The sequence below is a fragment of the Microbulbifer mixtoriginis (SeqCode) genome (genome assembly GCF_052468275.1).
In genome coordinates, this window is the sequence record NZ_CP174341.1 from 2,321,376 (window position 1) to 2,337,331 (window position 15,956).

General features: G+C 51.4%; 11 protein-coding genes and 6 tRNA genes. 8 read left to right on the forward strand and 9 right to left on the reverse strand.

The features are described from left to right. Nucleotides 1-231 precede the first annotated feature (231 nt). The 3 genes from ACJJIC_RS10280 to ACJJIC_RS10290 are packed head-to-tail and all read left to right on the forward strand — an operon-like array spanning nucleotide 232 to nucleotide 4,695. Complete coding sequence (locus ACJJIC_RS10280; protein ID WP_444910035.1) at nucleotides 232-2,463, forward strand: TonB-dependent siderophore receptor; 2,232 nt, start codon at nucleotides 232-234, stop codon at nucleotides 2,461-2,463. Nucleotides 2,464-2,501: 38 nt separating this feature from the next. Further along, nucleotides 2,502-3,140, forward strand: a complete 639-nt coding sequence (locus ACJJIC_RS10285; protein ID WP_444910034.1) for a hypothetical protein — start codon at nucleotides 2,502-2,504, stop codon at nucleotides 3,138-3,140. A 46-nt stretch (nucleotides 3,141-3,186) separates the two neighbouring features. Continuing rightward, complete coding sequence (locus tag ACJJIC_RS10290; RefSeq protein WP_445356854.1) at nucleotides 3,187-4,695, forward strand: PepSY-associated TM helix domain-containing protein; 1,509 nt, start codon at nucleotides 3,187-3,189, stop codon at nucleotides 4,693-4,695. Nucleotides 4,696-4,713: 18 nt separating this feature from the next. On the opposite strand, the gene ACJJIC_RS10295 is transcribed toward ACJJIC_RS10290, so the two are convergent. The 3 genes from ACJJIC_RS10295 to ACJJIC_RS10305 all read right to left on the reverse strand — a co-directional run bounded on the left by ACJJIC_RS10295 (nucleotide 4,714) and on the right by ACJJIC_RS10305 (nucleotide 6,659). Beyond that, nucleotides 4,714-5,175, reverse strand: coding sequence for a GNAT family N-acetyltransferase (locus tag ACJJIC_RS10295; RefSeq protein WP_252085333.1), 462 nt, complete (start codon nucleotides 5,173-5,175; stop codon nucleotides 4,714-4,716). 140 nt (nucleotides 5,176-5,315) lie between these two features. Further along, nucleotides 5,316-6,050 carry an esterase/lipase family protein gene (locus tag ACJJIC_RS10300; RefSeq protein WP_445356855.1) on the reverse strand — a complete coding sequence of 245 codons (735 nt, stop codon included), beginning with the start codon at nucleotides 6,048-6,050 and terminating at the stop codon, nucleotides 5,316-5,318. Between the two features lie 111 nt (nucleotides 6,051-6,161). Then, nucleotides 6,162-6,659, reverse strand: a complete 498-nt coding sequence (locus ACJJIC_RS10305) for a PH domain-containing protein (protein WP_445356856.1) — start codon at nucleotides 6,657-6,659, stop codon at nucleotides 6,162-6,164. Between the two features lie 182 nt (nucleotides 6,660-6,841). On the opposite strand from ACJJIC_RS10305, the gene ACJJIC_RS10310 reads away from it, so the two are divergent. After that, entirely contained in the window at nucleotides 6,842-7,732 is an 891-nt protein-coding gene (locus ACJJIC_RS10310; RefSeq protein ID WP_445356857.1) for a patatin-like phospholipase family protein, read from the forward strand. A gap of 343 nt (nucleotides 7,733-8,075) precedes the next feature. Beyond that, nucleotides 8,076-8,534, forward strand: a complete 459-nt coding sequence (locus ACJJIC_RS10315; protein WP_445356858.1) for a GFA family protein — start codon at nucleotides 8,076-8,078, stop codon at nucleotides 8,532-8,534. A gap of 110 nt (nucleotides 8,535-8,644) precedes the next feature. On the opposite strand, the gene ACJJIC_RS10320 is transcribed toward ACJJIC_RS10315, so the two are convergent. From ACJJIC_RS10320 to ACJJIC_RS10345, 6 genes are all read right to left on the reverse strand, one after another. After that, nucleotides 8,645-8,721: transfer RNA gene (locus ACJJIC_RS10320), tRNA-Asp, on the reverse strand. 48 nt (nucleotides 8,722-8,769) lie between these two features. Continuing rightward, a tRNA-Val gene (locus ACJJIC_RS10325) sits at nucleotides 8,770-8,845 on the reverse strand. Nucleotides 8,846-9,316: 471 nt separating this feature from the next. Next, nucleotides 9,317-9,393, reverse strand: a tRNA-Asp gene (locus ACJJIC_RS10330). Between the two features lie 48 nt (nucleotides 9,394-9,441). Beyond that, a tRNA-Val gene (locus tag ACJJIC_RS10335) sits at nucleotides 9,442-9,517 on the reverse strand. Nucleotides 9,518-9,962: 445 nt separating this feature from the next. Further along, nucleotides 9,963-10,039, reverse strand: a tRNA-Asp gene (locus tag ACJJIC_RS10340). A 48-nt stretch (nucleotides 10,040-10,087) separates the two neighbouring features. Further along, nucleotides 10,088-10,163 (reverse strand) — tRNA-Val (locus ACJJIC_RS10345). A gap of 184 nt (nucleotides 10,164-10,347) precedes the next feature. On the opposite strand from ACJJIC_RS10345, the gene ACJJIC_RS10350 reads away from it, so the two are divergent. The 3 genes from ACJJIC_RS10350 to smc all read left to right on the forward strand — a co-directional run bounded on the left by ACJJIC_RS10350 (nucleotide 10,348) and on the right by smc (nucleotide 15,948). Next, nucleotides 10,348-10,866: a cytochrome c-type biogenesis protein gene (locus ACJJIC_RS10350; RefSeq protein ID WP_445357883.1), complete on the forward strand. Its 519-nt coding sequence runs from the start codon at nucleotides 10,348-10,350 to the stop codon at nucleotides 10,864-10,866. After that, complete coding sequence (gene ccmI / locus ACJJIC_RS10355) at nucleotides 10,863-12,116, forward strand: c-type cytochrome biogenesis protein CcmI (RefSeq protein ID WP_445356859.1); 1,254 nt, start codon at nucleotides 10,863-10,865, stop codon at nucleotides 12,114-12,116. Before ACJJIC_RS10350 ends, ccmI begins: the two co-directional genes overlap by 4 nt. 328 nt (nucleotides 12,117-12,444) lie before the next feature. Next, complete coding sequence (gene smc, locus ACJJIC_RS10360) at nucleotides 12,445-15,948, forward strand: chromosome segregation protein SMC (protein WP_445356860.1); 3,504 nt, start codon at nucleotides 12,445-12,447, stop codon at nucleotides 15,946-15,948. Nucleotides 15,949-15,956: the final 8 nt, after the last annotated feature.

Sequence of the window (15,956 nt, forward strand, 5' to 3'; positions counted from 1 at the left end):
CCATCGTGCCTAGGGTTCTCAACTTATCATTTTTGGGGTGTCAGTTAAGTTTCTACCCCGGTTTAGTCCTGTCTGTTTACGAGCCTTTGTCTATTTGGCGAGTTGCACTAGTAAAAAAATGTTCTAATAATGTTGTAAGTGATAACGATTCCTATTAAGATCCGCGTCATCAAATGTCGGCAGCAGAAGCTGTGGCAACAAAAATCTTCCAATGATTGTTGAGGGATCCCCATGGGCACCGCTCGTTTCCAAGGTTTACGCCAAAACTCCTCTCCTGTTATCTCCGGCCTTAGCCGTTCTCTGTTGGCGCTGGCTGTTGCTGCAGTCAGTTCAGCAGCTTTTGCTGCCGAAGATAAAAATGAAATTCTTGAAGAGGTTAACGTAACCGGCGAGTTGAACCTGTCCCGCCAGACCTCTATTGGCAAATTGGATATTCCGGTTGACGAGACGCCTTACTCTATTTCTCTTCGTGACAAAGACTTCTTTGATGCTACAGGCTCCAAGTCTGTGCAAGATATCTTGCAGTATTCTGCCGGCGTGAATGGTGGTTTATTTGGTGTTGATGCCCGTGGTGATTGGTCCACCGTTCGTGCAGTAGAGCCGATCATGTTTGTAGATGGTCTTCAGTCAATTTTTGGAAGCTACACAAGTTCGAGGGCAAACCTCTTTGCCTTTGAGCGTGTAGAGATACTGAAAGGGCCTTCTTCTGTTCTATACGGACAAAGTTCTACAGGTGGCATCATCAACTTGGTTTCCAAGCGTCCCAAAGAGGAGTTTGGTGGCGAACTGATGGTGCAGGGCGGTGACTATGATCGTAAGGTAATTGCTGGCGACGTTACTGGAGCGCTAGATAATGATGGGGAGTGGCTCTATCGTGTAGTGGGTTATGCCCGCGATGCGGATGCCCAGGTTGATCATGTCGATGACAACAGCACCCTGTTTATGCCTTCTATATCCTGGCGCCCCAATGCGGATACTGAAATTACTTTCCTCGTTAATCATCAAGAAGACGAAACAGGTACTACCGCAGCCTTCTTACCTTGGGGCGGTACTATCGTCGATAACGTAAACGGTGAAATCCCAACCGATGTTTTTTTGAGTGAACCAGGTTGGGATAAATATGATACTACTCAAACAGCTTATAGCCTGTGGGTTGATCACCGCTTCAGCGATAACTGGGGAGTGAACGCTGGTCTTCGTTATTCTGAGGGTAAAGTTGATTACAACACCATGTATGCAGACTTTACTTCTGAGCTTCGTTTACAGAAAGATATCCGTGAAGTGTCGCGGACGGTCTATATGAAAGATGCGAAAAGCGATCTTTTGATTTTTGATCTACGCCTTTCTGGCGAAATTACAACAGGCCCATTTGAACACCAGATCTCCTTTGGTTTAGACAGTCAAGATGCTCGAATTAAAGATAGCATTATTAGGGTTAGGGGCCTCGGTGGAAAAATTGATATTTTCGATCCGGTCTATGGCTACGTGCCAGAAGGGTTGGAAGATCTAGATAGAACAAAAACTATAACGGATACTGAACAACTTGGCTTTTATTTTCAGGACCAAATCACTCTAGGTAACTTTATTTTTAATACAGGAATTCGCAAAGATAAAACTCGTAGTGAAGCCGACAGTAATGCAATTTGGGTTGATCAGCGCCCCCACAAAGAAGATGCCATCACCAAGCGTTTTGGTTTGATGTATGCATTTGAGAGTGGTATTTCACCTTATATTAGCTATTCAGAATCGTTTGAGCCCGTCGTGTCAGATCCCGATGGATTGGGGCGTTCATTTAAGCCTGTTGAGGGTGAGCAAGTTGAAGTCGGAGTTAAATACCAGCCAGAAGGCACAAATATCTTAATGACGGCTTCTGTCTTTGATATCGAACAGAAGAACCGCTTAACATATGGTGATGATGGTCTGTTCACTCAAGTTGGTGAAGTAGAGATTCAAGGTTTAGAGCTTGAAGCTAGTGGGAAGTGGGGTAACCTTACTTTAGTCGCTAATTACAGTCAGATAGGTAGTGATAATTCAGGGAGCAGTAATCCGTTTGAGTTGGGCACTGATATCGAAGGTGTACCAGAGAGGCAGTTTTCCGTTTGGGGCGACTATGATTTTGGGGAGTGGATTCCGGGGCTTACGTTTGGTGTAGGTGCACGCTATGTAGGTGAAAGCTATACCGGAATAGATAAGGTTCATGCAACGACAGTGGCACATCCACTCATAGCTAGTAATCCTGCTCTAGTTGCTTATTACGATAGTATTTTCGCGGATTTCCCCACAGAGAATCCATCTTACACCTTATATGACGCAACCATCGGTTACACCCTGGAAAGTTGGAAATTCCAGTTGAATGTGAAAAACCTGACCGATGAGGTTCACACCACCTCTTGTTTGAGCCGTGGTGATTGCTTCTACGGCGAGCGTCGTTACGTGACTGCTGAGGCACGTTACACTTTCTAAGTTAGAGTAGACTGGGAGTTTGTCCGCAGGGGGAGTCTGTGGGCAAGCTCCCTTTTTTGCGTTTCACTATCGGGCGGGAGCCGAAATCTCCCAGTGTGATATTTATGCCGAGTTCCTTCTATTTGATTGCCGGACTGGCCACTATTTTTGCCATTGCCGGTATTTTTAGTCTCTATTCAGCCTGGCTGCGTAGCGGCTCCCAGCCGTTGCGCCGCTGGAGTGGCTGGGGCCTGCTGTTGTTATCGGCATTCGCTTGGAGTGCAGTGGTGGGGGTGGAATATGGTGTGAGTATTGCCACTCTCCTGGCTATGCTGGCCGCCCTGACCTTGCTCGCATTAAAAGGTGATTGGCCGAGCGGCCCCCCTCGGCAGGAAAAACAGAGATCGGGCGGGGCGGCATCCAATGAGGCCTTGCTGCAATTATGGCTGCGAGGTGTTTTACGTTTCCTGGCTATCGCATTGTTACCAACAGCCAGTGGTCTTTTGGCCGGCCTTCTTTATTTTGGCTTCACCGGGTTTGGTGAGAGTGCCCGTCTTGTAGGGGGCGCTTTTGTTGCCGTTATTGTTTGGACCCTGGCGATGGTTTGGTGTAGTGCGGATAAGAAATTGCTGCGCCCCAGTGCAGCGCTAGTAGTTTTTTCACTGGCGAGTGGCTTTGCCGTAATGCCAGCGGCGTAAGCTAATAATGATTTTGAGATCAAAGAGACCTCACTAGGAATTCAACGTGAAATTTTCTCTAAAGCCAACCCCTGCTTTTGTGCGTGATATGACTGACGGACATTCAGTTCTCGGTCTGGCCATCTCCACTTTGCTCTATATCGTTTGTGTCAGTGGAACACTTGCGGTTTTTTACAATGAATTTGAACGCTGGGAGCAGGCTTCAGAGCTGGAAAACCTCGATGTCAGTCCCTCTGTATATCAGCTTGCTACTGAACAGGCGGTTGCCCTGGCGAAAGAGCAAAACGAAGAATTTGAATCAGTAAAATTTACCATCCCCAACTCAGATATGCCCAGGTTGACTGTGGAAGTGGGTGATATTGAGCGTTATGTCGACGAGGATGGTTCTTTATTGGGTGGGGTTCAGCACGAGTGGACGCACTTTCTCGCCTATTTGCATTTTGCACTAAATCTGCCCTTGGGGTTGGGGGTTCCTCTTGTAGGCTTGATCGGTGTATTGATGACCGCACTGATTATCTCTGGATTATTGGCACACCCGAAAATCATTAAGGATGCCTTCTCTCTGCGCCTGGCGGGTTCAAAGCGTTTGCAGCAAGTGGACTTGCACAATCGACTGGGCGTCTGGGCTGCACCATTTCACTTGGCGATTGCTATTACCGGCGCTTTTATTGGACTTTCACAGGTTGCGGCTTTTGCAATTGCTGGTGTTTTCTTTGCTGGGGATACCGAGAAAGTTGAGCATATGTTGTATCGCGAGCACCCGGTGATGAAAGAGAATGCCGCACAGGTGCCTCTTCCAGATTTTGCTGCGATTCTTGCGCAAATGGAGCAGATCGCACCGGGTGAGGAACGTACTAAGCTAGAGGTTGCCTTCCCTGGCCGCGAGGGGCAGGTAGTGGAGGTTTGGACGCGGGTTCCCGAAAAGCTGGTTTGGGGAGAGCGCTACCACTTTAATGGGGATGGCAGCCTGATAGAAAAAGAGGGGTGGTCTGAAGGTGATGCGGCCAAGCAAGTATACCTCTCCACATTCCGTCTGCACTTCGGGCATTTCTCCGGTTTCCCAGTAAAAATTGCCTATTTCTTACTGGGCATTGGCATGTGTGTGCTGGTGGTTTCAGGTATTAATATCTGGTTGGTGCGCAAGCGCCAGCGGGGTCAGCCAGCGGTGCGCCTTGAGCGTATTTGGATGGCTCAGGTCTGGGGAATCCCTTTTGCTATTGCATTCAGTGGTGTGACTTACCTGGCCTTTGCTATACCTGCTGCTCAGGTATTCTGGCTGACCACAATCGTTTTAAGTGTGATAGCTGCTTTTGTGGGGACTGTTGCCGGTTGGTCTATGTTGCTCCGCGGAGCTACCACCGCAGCCTGTATTCTGGCTGTGGTTGTGCACGCTTCCCTGTATGGAGCGGATTCCTTTGTGAGGGCCTCACTGGTTGCCAATGCTGTGTGGCTGCTGGTTGCTGCAGGTATCGCGGCCTCCTGCCTCTATACCTGGGTGCGCCACCGGGATGGCGCCTTTGCTTCCACTGTTGGTGGGGCAGTTGGAAGTAACTAAGCTGGCATAGCCCGGTATCTACTCCGATGCCGGGCGCAACATTTCGATATGAGGTATACCGTCTTCCTCGTAAGGGGTGGAGACCTGCTCAAAGCCAAAATCCCCATAAAACTTACGTAGGTGCTCTTGGGCGGAAATACGAATCCCCAAACCTGGATATTCATTCAAGGTTTGTTCTACCGCGCGGCGGATCAGTTCTTTGCCCAGCCCTGTGCCACGGCTAGACTCTGCGGTAAGCACACGGCCTATTGAGGGCTCGGAATATTTTTTGCCTGGAAATACCACTCGTAGGTAAGCCATTAATCGTGGGGATTGGCTTTCCTTGTCCCAGCAGATTAGGTGCCAGGCTTCTTGATCTTTGCCATCTGCATCTTGATAAGGGCAATCCTGCTCTACCGTAAAAACCTCCTGGCGTGCCCGCAAGATTTCATAAAGCTGATCGATAGAGAGTTGTTGAAAGCTACACCATTGCCACTGCACTTGTATTGCCTCTTGGTTTACTGGGTTTGTATTTTTTATTAGGAGTAGATTGGATATTAAACCGGCAAGTAGGGTAAAAAAAGTCAGTATGTAGTGGGCCTCTGATTTTTTTCACAAAGGCCCAGTGGCTGGATGCTATTTTAATTGAGAGGGGTTTCCTGAGTACCCCTTGCAAAGGAGCCGTGCTCGAGATAATGGAGTACCTGCGCAATAACCTTTTTGTCCTTCATCATGAAGACATGGGTGACTGGCATTTCCAAGTGATCATTCATGCCTTCCAGCTTGGTACTGGCAACCGAGACTTTTCCGTCATCAGTCTCAGGGATTAGTCGTGACAGTATCAGGTTGATACTGCGAGTACCCGCAATAATACCCACATCAAAATTAGCGCTGCCTAGTTTATTGGGGATGCTCAGCTCGCCTGTACCTAGTTGTAGGCCGGCATCTCCAAAGGCAAATTCAAACCCTGGGAAACTACCGAGCTTATCCACCACCTCACTGCCCTTATTGGGAGGGCCCAGCATAACCACTCGGTTGAGGTTCTCAATCTTAACCTGGCTCAGATACTGGCGAACCAATATGCCCCCCATGGAGTGGGTAACAAAATTGATTTCAGTCTGTCCTGCGCAATGATCCAGTGCCGGGGCTATGGCCCTGCCGGCCAGCTCCTCAATGGGGAAGCGGGTAGAGGGGTAATCCACATTGACGGTCTTGTAGCCGGCGGCACTGATCGCTTGCTCCAGCTTTGTCATGGAACTATCCGATTTGGCCAGGCCGTGCAGCAATATTACACAGGCCGAGTGGGCGTTTACTGACGCTGCGCCTACGAATGCAGACCCAAGGCATAGCGATAGGATGAGAAAAAACTTCTTCATTGATTTTCTTTCAGCAGTGGCTCTCGTGGCTGCAGTATGCTGCGGGGCCTGTAAAAATCCAAGATGCTCTCTCAGTGGGGAGGGGAGCATCATTGAATGGGTACCGCTTAGTCATCTAATACGTTGGCGCAGTAATTCGGCCATGCGTTCGGGTTTGTCCGGGGTGATGACCAGAGTTTTACCGGGGAAATATAAAACAACAGCTTTCTCTTGATCCGTGACGAAGGCCCGATAACGACCCAGTTGCTGGTTTTGGAAGAGCCCGATGTAGCCAAAGAGGCCGGAGTTGCCAAAGATGCGGACCGATCCTTGCATGGCTGTTGGGTCGACTTTGACCTCCTGCAAGCCTTCTAGGGAGATGGAGGTTCTCCAGCCTGGCCTTAGTATCTGCAGGCAGTCGTTGGCGAGGGTATAACCACGGATGGCAAACACGGCACCTAGTAGCAAAATGACCGGTGGCAGGGCAATAGCAACGCTATAGAGGAGGGAAGGGCTTTGCTGGGATTTTGCTATCAGCACGAAGGGGATTGCCAAAAGTAGAAAAGCACTCAGTACGCTGATTATTTTCAGTTGGCGGCTCCAGGGGGCTTGAAAAACAACAAGAGGCATAAATTACTCAATAAGTAGTGGACAGTTTGAATGTCTCAATCATAGTGCTGATGGAATCGGCTTGGCAAAGTCGCAGTCTATGTAATTGGCCCTTTATAAAAGGAGAGGCTAAATAGATTTAGCGCGGCTTAGGTTTTCAAAAATAGATTTTGAGCAACATCGATTTTCACAATGGATTAACTATGGCGAATCGGATTGAAGAGCGAGATAGCACGTCAGCCCTTGTGGTAGAGGGTGGCGCTATGCGCGGAATTTTTGCAGCCGGAGTCTTAGATGCTTTTATCGAGGTGGATTTTTGCCCCTTTGACTTCGCTATTGGTGTTTCTGCGGGGTCAACCAACCTGATTGGCTACCTGGCGGGAGACCATGGCCGCAGCCGCCAGATTTTACTTGACCATGCCACGCGCGCGGACTTTATTGACTGGCGGCGCTATTTGCGAGGGGGGCACTTCTGCGATATCAGTTGGTTATGGCATGCCTCTTACAATGATGTCCCTCTGAATATTGAGCGCTATACGAAAAATGGCGTGCCTCTCTATGCGGTGACAACTAGCATCAACAGCGGGCAGCCCCATTACGTATGCGTCACGCCCGAGAATATGCATGAAGTGTTCCCTGCATCCTGCGCTATCCCTATGGCTTACCGGGAGTTCCCTCCTGTTGCTGGGGAACCAATGACCGACGGTGGCTTGGCTGACTCAATCCCGGTTATTCGAGCATACGAGCAGGGGGCGCGGGATATTACTGTGATTCTGTCTCGCCCATTGGGTTATAGAAAACCAGTGGGTTCAGCTCCTAAGTTCATCAAGCAGTTTTTCCACGATCACGCCCGCCTGTTTGAAGCGGTCTTGGAGCGCGGAGAGCGCTACAACCGCGCTTTAGACTTTATCCAGGCGCCACCACCGGATTGCCGGGTGTCAGTGATAGCGCCTCCTGCAGACTTTCCCGTTAAGCGTTTTACTCAGGAGGTTGAGTTGCTGGAGAAGGGGTATCTGGTTGGCAGTGAGCTGGGTCGAAGCTTCCTGAGAAATTCAGGGGATAAGTTGCCGCCAATAGGACCTGACAGCCCGTAACGGGCTGCGGGTGCTCACCGCTAGGGTGGCAGCTGCATGTATACCAGTGAGGCTGGGGGCGTGTTGGCTGGAGGCTTCACTGGAGTTTGCCCAGTATTGGCATTTACTTCTTCTTTGACCTGTAGGAGTCTTGTGTGAAGGGGGGAGAATGTTGCTAACCTAAGGAACCTTTGAATTTTCATAGTGTTTCTGCCGGCTAGAAGGGTTGCCTGGCTCCGGCTCATTAAGTTGCCCCTTCTTGCCGTGATGGGATGAGTTGTAGGGCTATAAGGAGAATGGTTCTGTGACTCGTGGGATTCCAAGCAAAATTTTGAATAACAAACTTAAGGTAAAGGAGTAGATAATGAACGGAAAGTGCCTCTGCGGCGCTGTTGAGTTTCAGCTGGAAGAGCCGCTGCCCGGTCTCTATCAATGCCACTGCTCACTCTGCCGCAAGTTAAGTGGTTCCGCATCAGATACCGCATTATTCATCAGTCGTGAACAGTTTCGCTGGGTGCGTGGATTGGACAAAATTTCCTCTTATCGAAAACCTACCGGTTTCCGTTCTGACTTTTGTAGTGAATGCGGCAGCTCTGTTCCTCACCTGATGAGTAATACCACGCACTTTTGGGTGCCGGCTGGACTCCTAGACGGAGAGTTTCGCGGCAAGGTGATGGCCCACTTACACGTTGATTCTAAAGCGTACTGGGATGAGATTGGTGGTCAGGCCGAGCATTTTGCGGAGACGCCTGAAATGGATGAGCTGAGTAGACTGCTGCACGAAGTGATCGAAAGAGAAGAGGGTGAGTTACTGGAAAGTTGAGGCGCAGCAAACTCTAAAAAGCCATTAGGCAATTCTACTTTCCTCAATCTCTGTTGATTATTGGCGCATACAAAAAAGCCCCGCTCTTGCGAGCAGGGCTTTTTTGTATATGGCGGACCGGACGGGACTCGAACCCGCGACCTCCGGCGTGACAGGCCGGCATTCTAACCAACTGAACTACCGGTCCGCATTCCTGCTTCTCTTGATGGCTCTTGCCTGGCAAGAGTAAGAGAAGTGGTGGGTGGTACAGGGGTCGAACCTGTGACCTACGGCTTGTAAGGCCGTCGCTCTCCCAACTGAGCTAACCACCCCGTGTCAGGAGCTGCGTATCTTAATGATTTTTTATCTGTGGTAAATAGCTTTAACAAAAAAAATTAAATAAAAATTTATTTAGATCGAAAAATCATCAATTCTCAATTATTTTTTTTAATTTACCTTTTAGCTGAATGTTTTTCCGGCAGATAAAGAGCTGTTCTGTCTTTGCTGGTCGTCAGTAAAAAATAAATCTAAAGAATATTTCGGTGTGGACTGGCAGATTATTTCATCGGGTGAAGTGATTGATTTGTGTGGTCCACAAAGGAAGCTTTTGGTAAGAATTTACTTCGATGAGGTTTTTTGTAGCAGGCTGGCGATCACTCAGACTTGCGCCATCCCTTTAACGGGTTGCCGGATATAGTTTCGAAATTTAATTATTTTTTTTAACAAAAATTTCTTTGAGCTTCTTATGGGGTCGGAGCATATACAAAAAAGCCCCGCTCTTGCGAGCAGGGCTTCTTTGTATATGGCGGACCGGACGGGACTCGAACCCGCGACCTCCGGCGTGACAGGCCGGCATTCTAACCAACTGAACTACCGGTCCGCATTCCTGCTTCTCTTGGTTGCTCTTGCCTGGCAAGAGTAAGAGAAGTGGTGGGTGGTACAGGGGTCGAACCTGTGACCTACGGCTTGTAAGGCCGTCGCTCTCCCAACTGAGCTAACCACCCCGTGTCAGGAGCTGCGTATCTTAATGATATTTTTTTAGCGGTCAACAACTATGGCAAAAAAATTCTAAAAACTTGATTTAGGATAAAAAACATCAGTTAGGTGGTGGATTTTCTTTCAGAGTTTTATCCGCTGAATTTATTTTACTTAAAAATAACTTGCTGGTTTTTTATCCTGCTGATAATTAAATGGTAGTGAAAGAAACCCGTTTCTGGTTGGGAATTGCTGGTTGCCTTGTTATTGGCGATTAAAATTGTGTGCACGTGAGGCTGGTAATAATGGTTGTGCGGGGGGGATTTTTTACTGCCGTGTATTGTTGTTAATTGCTTGTGTTGCTGCAGGTGGGTGTTGGGTGTGGCGCAGGAGTTTGGGGAAGGAGTTTTACAGGATGTTAATGTCTGTACATACAAAAAAGCCCTGCTCTTGCGAGCAGGGCTTTTTTGTATGTGGCGGACCGGACGGGACTCGAACCCGCGACCTCCGGCGTGACAGGCCGGCATTCTAACCAACTGAACTACCGGTCCGCATTCCTGCTTCTCTTGGTGGCTCTTGCCTGGCAAGAGTAAGAGAAGTGGTGGGTGGTACAGGGGTCGAACCTGTGACCTACGGCTTGTAAGGCCGTCGCTCTCCCAACTGAGCTAACCACCCCGTGTCAGGAGCTGCGTATCTTAATGATATTCTTTGCGGCGTCAACGCCTTTTTTGAATTTTTTTTTGTCTTTCAATGAGTTAAGGCGTTTAAGAACGAGATGGTGGGCGTGTCCGGCAAGTGGCGACACTGTTATAATCGCGTAAATTTCCAGGGTGTGAGCGTGGAGTAAGCCGTGAAACAGATGAGCTGGTTGGGGCAATTTCTACTTGCGTTTGGCCTCTTGTGCCTATCCGTAGTGGCGCAGGCGGTGGTGGAGACGGAGAAGTTGTCCTCTCCGGAACTGGAGGCGCGCTACCGGGTGCTGATCGAAGAAATGCGTTGTCCAAAATGCCAGAACCAGAACCTGGCAGACTCGGATGCGTCGATTTCCGCAGATTTGCGGCGGGAAATTCGCCGGCTACTGGAAGAGGGTTTTACAGACAAAGAAATTACCGACTACATGGTGGCCCGCTATGGGGACTTTGTTCTCTACAGGCCCCCTGTACAGCGCAATACTCTGGCACTTTGGCTGGCTCCCGGCATCTTTGCCTTGGTGGGTCTACTGGCTTTGATTGTGATTGTGGTGCGTTCTCGCAGTGGCACTGGTGCCAGTCAGGACGATGACTCTGGAGAATTGACTTCAGAAGAGAGGCGCCGTCTGAAAAAACTGCTAGGTGATGACCTGGACGATTTGACTGACCCTGGGAAGAAGAGCAAATGACTGATATTTGGTTTGGTTTAGCGATCCTGTTATTGCTGTTGGCATTTATCTTCCTTTTACCGGGATTGCGTGGAGCCGGTGCCCGGCGTTCCGGTGGAGATAAGCGTGAAGCCCTGGCGCAGCTGTATCGAGAGCGCACGCGAGAGCTTCGCGCAGCGGTGCAAAGTGGCGCTATGGATGAGCGGCAATTTGCCCATCTGGAAGCGGAGATGGCACGCGAATTATTGAGTGCCAAAGAAGAAGTGAATGCCGTAACCCCCTCGAGTAAAGGCTCCGGGTTGCTGATTGGTCTGGCCGTTCTTGTGCCTGCGATTGCAGTGGGGGCCTATGTCTTTTCTGAGCGCCCCCAGGAAGTATCTCTGTACCGTGAAATGTTGGCCAGTCAGCAGGGGCAAACAGACTCCTCAGCTGAAGAGCGCATCACTCAGCAGTTAAAGCAGCGGGCAGAAACTCACCCTGAGGATTTGAGTAGTCGCTTTGTTCTGGCTCAACGGCTTCTGGTCACTGGTGATATCGCCGGAGCGGTAGAGGCCTATCGCTATGTGCTGGCACGCGAACCCGAGGCAGTTATGGTTAAGGCCGAGCTGGCGCAAGCGTTATTTTTTGCGGGCGGCTCTAAAATAACGGATGAAATTCGCACTCTGGTCGATCAGGTGCTAGAGGCCCAGCCCAGCAATGGGACAGCATTAGGCTTGGCGGGAATTGCAGCCTATGAGGACAAGGATTACCGCAAGGCGCGTGATCATTGGCAGGGTGCCCTTGCGCAGCTGGCTCCAGGGTCTGCGGCGGCAGAGGCATTGGCGGCGGGTGTTGCCCGCGCCGAAAAGGCCCTGGGCGAAGATGGTAAAGATGGTGCGGTTGAGATAGTTCAAGCCGCTGTAGAGGAAAATGCTGGAGTTGAGGGTGAGGCCGCAGCGGAAATTCGAGTGCAAGTGAGCTTGGGTGACCAGGTTAAAGCAGATCCGTCAACGCCGGTGTTCATTTATGCCCGCAGCACTGATAGCCCAATGCCTTTGGCGATTGTTCGGCTAACCGCTGGCCAGTTACCAGCCGAAGTGGTGTTGGATGAATCCCAGGCTATGATGCCAGGGCGCTCCATTTCAACCGTAGATACGGTGCAATTGGTCGCACGCTTGGCTTTGCGTGGTGACGCGCGCCCCGCGGCGGGCGATTGGCAGGGCTCTATCAAGACCCTACCTAAATCCAGCTGGAGTGAGTCGCAGTCTATCGTTATTGACCGGGAGCTTTAGGCCCTATTCAAGTATCGCGTTGGCAGGCTGCAGTGTTCAGGAGAGTGCTGCGGCCTGAGAACTATTTGGCGCCTGGGCGGTCACAGCCGCACTGGTAGAAATAGATTTTGTTTTGCCATTGGTGATGATTTTGTGCCGCTTGAAATGTTGGCATTGGGTACCAGTTAAAGCCATTGCGCGATCTTGACTTGACCACTGGCCATTCCGGCCGATAATCCGCGTGAAAAGATACTGTGAAAAGCCGCGCTGAAAGCCCCGGTGGCGCCATGTACAATTGAGTGCTTGGTGATCGGGCCGGCAAAGATAAAAATACCGAGTTTAAGAATACATGCGTCTGAAGTGCATCAAGCTTGCGGGTTTCAAATCCTTTGTTGACCCCACCACTGTTTATTTCCCGACAAACCTCAACTCGGTGGTTGGCCCTAACGGCTGTGGTAAATCGAATACGATCGATGCTGTGCGCTGGGTAATGGGTGAGTCGTCCGCAAAAAATCTGCGCGGCGACTCTATGACAGACGTTATCTTTAATGGCTCCAGTGGTCGTAAACCTGTAGGTCAGGCCTCTATTGAACTGGTATTTGATAATTCTGCCGGTAAATTAACTGGCGCCTACGCCGCATTCTCCGAAGTTTCGGTAAAACGTAAGGTCACGCGCGAAGGCCAGAATAACTATTACCTAAATGGGGAGAAGTGCCGTCGCCGCGATGTAACTGATCTGTTCCTGGGGACCGGTCTCGGTCCGCGTAGTTATGCGATTATCGAACAGGGCATGATTTCCAAGTTGATTGAGGCCAAGCCCGAGGAACTCAGGGTCTATATCGAAGAGGCTGCAGGTATATCCAAATACAAGGAACGGCGGCGGGATACGGAAAACCGTATGCGCCGTACTTCTGAAAACCTGGAGCGTCTCACCGACATTCGCGATGAACTGGATCGGCAATTGTCTCGCTTGGAGCGACAGTCCGCCGCGGCAGAAAAATACAGCCGCTTTAAAGAGGAAGAGCGCAGCCATAAGGCAAATTTGCAAGCCCTAAAATACCGCGAACTCAATGAGCAGGCTGTCGCCAAGCAGCAACAGATTGGCGAACTGGAGCTTACCGTTGAGGAATTGGTAACCCGGCAGGTGAACTGTGATACCGGCATTGAGCAAAAGCGCGTTGGCTATCACGAGTTATCCGATGGTTTTAATGAAGTGCAGGGACGCTTCTATGCGGTGGGTGCGGACATTGCCCGCCTGGAGCAGAGTATCGCCCATGCCCGCGAGCGCTCCACTCGCCTGCATTCCGATTTGGCCCAGACCGAGCAGGAGTTCCGCGAAGCGGAGACCAACCTGGAAGTAGATCGCGAGAAGGCAGCCCAGTTTGAGGAAGAGCTAGAAGTAATTGTTCCAGATCTGGAAATGGTGCTCGCCGCAGAGGAGGATTCCACCACCGGGCTACTCGAAGCCGAAGAGCAGATGCGCAACTGGCAAAACGAGTGGGATCAATTTAATCAGGGGGCTTCTGGCTCTCGCCAGAAAGCAGAGGTGCAGCAGTCTCGCATCCAGCATCTGGAGACTTCGGGGCAGCGACTACTGGAGCGGATTAACAAGCTCACCGCAGAGCAGTCCGGCCTTCAGGTTTCCGAAGATGATGAGGAAACCCAACAGTTAAATGAACAGCTTGCCGAGCTGGAAATGCAGGTACAGGAGCGTCGCGAGGATGCTGCCGAGCGGGTAGAATCCCTGCAGGAACTGCGCAATCGCGAGCGGGAGCTGGCGACAGAGCTGGACCAGCTGCGCCTGCAGTTGCAAACCTGCCGGGGCCGCCAAGCTTCTCTTGAGGCGCTGCAACAGGCTGCGTTGGGGCAGGGCAAAGCGGTGGAAAATTGGCTGCAGCAGCAATCCCTGAGCGATCGCCCACGCCTGGCTGACCAAATCCAGGCACAAGCGGGCTGGGAAACAGCGGTGGAAACCGTTCTCGGTCAACAGTTACAGGCGGTCTGCGTCGAGCAGTTGGAAAGCCTGACTGAGAGCTTGGAGCAGCTGCAAAATGGCCAGGCTGTCTTTATCGATAGCACCGTGGTGGGAGCAGCGACCGTTGGGCAGCTGCCCACGTTGGCAAGCGTTGTACAGGGGCCATCCTCTCTTACCGGTCTGCTCGCCGGCATCTATACCGTGGACACTCTCAATGAAGCGCTGGCACAGCGCACTGGCCTGCAACCCCATGAGTCTATTGTGACGCGGGATGGGCTCTGGCTGGGTCCTAACTGGTTGCGAGTGAGCCGTGCCAGCGATGCCGAGACTGGGGTGCTTGCTCGCAAGCAGGATCTGGAAACACTGTCAGCAGAGATATCCCTGTGCGAAGAGCAGATTAAGCAGTGCAGTGAGCAGCGTGAATCTCTGCGCGAACAAGTGACCGGTGTTGAGCGGGCGATTGAGCAAGCCCGCAACGACTCGGAGCAACTCGGGCGGCGCGAAGCCGAATTGCGCAGCCAACTCTCTGCCCGCCACGCTCGCGCCGAGCAGATGAGTGAGCGCCGCAATCGCATCGAACAGGAAATTGCCGAGGTGCGTGAGCAGCAGGAAATCGAAGGTGAGTCGCTTTCCGAGGCGCGCCTGATGCTACAGGAAGCCGTGGAGGCCATGAGCGATGACACTGATCGTCGCGAAATGCTGATGGAGCGGCGCGAAGCCCTGCGCGAAGCTCTGGATGCCGCCAGACAGCGTGCGCGCGAGGACAAGGATCGCGCCCACGAGCTAGCTATGCGCGAACAGTCGGTGCGCACTCAGATGGTTTCTCTGGAGCGCACATTGCAAGTGATGAGTGAGCAGCTGGAGCGCTTGCGTAGCCGCCGGGCCCAGCTGCAGGAGCAGATGGCTGAAACCCAGGACCCCTCCCAGGATTTCCAAATGGAGCTGGAGGAGAAGCTGGGTGAGCGTATTGAGGTGGAAACGGAGCTGGCTGAAGCCCGTAAAAAACTCGAAGAGGTGGAGACGGGGCTGCGTGAACAGGAACAGGAGCGGCACAAAGTTGAGGCGGCTTTACAAGGGGTGCGCGCCCAGTTGGAGCAAGAGCGCCTCTCCGCACAAACCCTCGAAGTGCAGCGCAACGGCCTGGCAGAACAGCTGCGCGAAGACGAGCAGGATTTGGATCAGCTGCTCGAACAGTTACCCGGGGACTTGACGATTCCCCAGGTGCAGGAAGATCTGGAGTTGGTAGCCGCGCGTATCTCACGCTTGGGCCCGATCAACCTCGCCGCTATTGATGAATACAAACAGGAGTCTGAGCGTAAACATTATTTGGATCGCCAGTATGGTGACCTGATGGAGGCGCTGGAGACTCTGGAAAATGCAATTAAGAAAATCGACAAAGAGACGAGAAGCCGCTTTAAGGAGACCTTCGATCAGGTCAATGCGGGCTTGCAGGAACTCTTCCCGAAAGTTTTTGGGGGCGGTAACGCCTATCTGGAGCTGACTGGCGAGGACCTGCTCGATACTGGGATCGCGATCATGGCGCGCCCGCCGGGCAAGCGCAACAGCACGATTCACTTACTCTCCGGTGGGGAAAAAGCGCTGACGGCAATCGCCCTGGTATTCTCTATTTTCCGCTTGAATCCAGCACCTTTCTGTATGCTGGATGAAGTAGATGCTCCTCTCGATGACGCTAACGTAGGTCGCTACGCACGAATGGTTAAAGAAATGTCAGAACACGTTCAGTTCATCTATATTACCCACAACAAGATTGCGATGGAGATGGCGGATCAGCTGTTAGGTGTGACCATGCATGAGCCGGGTGTCTCTCGCCTGGTATCGGTGAATGTAGAAGAAGCAGCTGAGCTGGCTTCTGCATAAGGCGTAAA

What these genes read in the sequence shown, in the direction of transcription:
- ACJJIC_RS10305 (WP_445356856.1), bottom strand. Translation starts at nt 6,659, where the DNA reads ATGCCTCTTGTTGTTTTTCAAGCCCCCTGGAGCCGCCAACTGAAAATA.
- ACJJIC_RS10350 (WP_445357883.1), top strand. Translation starts at nt 10,348, where the DNA reads ATGAGCTGGTTGGGGCAATTTCTACTTGCGTTTGGCCTCTTGTGCCTA.
- ACJJIC_RS10315 (WP_445356858.1), top strand. Translation starts at nt 8,076, where the DNA reads ATGAACGGAAAGTGCCTCTGCGGCGCTGTTGAGTTTCAGCTGGAAGAG.
- ccmI (WP_445356859.1), top strand. Translation starts at nt 10,863, where the DNA reads ATGACTGATATTTGGTTTGGTTTAGCGATCCTGTTATTGCTGTTGGCA.
- ACJJIC_RS10280 (WP_444910035.1), top strand. Translation starts at nt 232, where the DNA reads ATGGGCACCGCTCGTTTCCAAGGTTTACGCCAAAACTCCTCTCCTGTT.
- ACJJIC_RS10310 (WP_445356857.1), top strand. Translation starts at nt 6,842, where the DNA reads ATGGCGAATCGGATTGAAGAGCGAGATAGCACGTCAGCCCTTGTGGTA.
- ACJJIC_RS10300 (WP_445356855.1), bottom strand. Translation starts at nt 6,050, where the DNA reads ATGAAGAAGTTTTTTCTCATCCTATCGCTATGCCTTGGGTCTGCATTC.
- smc (WP_445356860.1), top strand. Translation starts at nt 12,445, where the DNA reads ATGCGTCTGAAGTGCATCAAGCTTGCGGGTTTCAAATCCTTTGTTGAC.